Below are 1,044 nucleotides of genomic sequence, written 5' to 3' on the forward strand. Positions count from 1 at the left end.
TTGCCCGGGCCATTGGAGTACATAGGGCGGCTTATACAAGCTACGAGCTTGGGAGACGGGAACCGTGTATGGATATTATTGTGAAACTAGCAAAATTTTTTGATACATCATGTGATTACTTGCTTTTGGGGGAATCTATAACCAACAAAATTGGTGATGTATCTGTAGTTCAAAAGAATATTCCTACATGTGAGCCGATTCTTGAGGTTATCATTCGTCTAAAAGGAGAGACAAAAAAGTTAGAAGGCGAGGATTTAAGGGCCTTACTTAATATGGTAGAGTTGTTTAAAGTTCTTCACTACCAAAAAGAAACTGACAAATAGAAAGAGAGAGGGCGGTAGAGTATTCTACTGCCTTTTTGCATTTGAACAGATTCATAGAAAATTTTTTTGAAAAAACCTAAGATTTAAGGCGTGTTTTTGAAAAGACGGGGTATACTAGATATAGAGATAAGTACTTGATAATTTACCTTTGATAAGGATTTGAAACATAGTTTCTTATAAGTATCAAACAAACATAGTATACCTCTAAGGACTGAAAAGAATCACTTCATGGATTGCCGTGTAAGTGATTCTTTTCTATTTCACGGCGATAACAAAGAACATAAAAATGGAGGAAATAACAAATGGACATTGTAGCACGTTTGGAACAACTAACAGAAGCAGAGAAGAAACGTCGGGAAAAAGCGATTGAATTACTGGTTGAACTGGAAGAAACATTAGCCGACTATCTGAATGAAATTCAAGGATGCACAACGCATGGAGTCAACGATCATCTATATTTTCGAAGTGAATATCGAGAACGAGATGGAGAACGAATAGGATTTCATTATAAAGATCGCAGTGAAGAGGCTTATTTCTATGAGCTAAATTCAATTGGAGAAGTAGCAGAAATGAAGGGACCTAAATTCTGGAATGCAATTCAAGAAATTATCCCGTGGCTAAAAGAAAAAGTTGAAAAGATGGAAAAAGCGCAGGAAAGCAGAGAAAAGGTACTGAGTGAGTTGGAAAAAGTAGCGAATCATATTGTAGTTTGAATAAGAAG

General features: G+C 36.2%; 2 protein-coding genes. Both read left to right on the top strand.

The window, feature by feature from the left end:
• Positions 1–323: helix-turn-helix domain-containing protein (locus ADA01nite_RS21735; RefSeq protein ID WP_146812507.1), on the top strand; the 323-nt coding region annotated here is incomplete at its 5' end.
• A 302-nt stretch (positions 324–625) separates the two neighbouring features.
• Positions 626–1,036: a hypothetical protein gene (locus tag ADA01nite_RS21740; RefSeq protein ID WP_146812508.1), complete on the top strand. Its 411-nt coding sequence runs from the start codon at positions 626–628 to the stop codon at positions 1,034–1,036.
• Positions 1,037–1,044: the final 8 nt, after the last annotated feature.

The organism is Aneurinibacillus danicus (assembly GCF_007991215.1).
Taxonomy (GTDB): Bacteria; Bacillota; Bacilli; order Aneurinibacillales; family Aneurinibacillaceae; genus Aneurinibacillus; species Aneurinibacillus danicus.

Coding starts and splice junctions, on each gene's coding strand:
- ADA01nite_RS21740 (WP_146812508.1), top strand. CDS start 626: ATGGACATTGTAGCACGTTTGGAACAACTAACAGAAGCAGAGAAGAAA.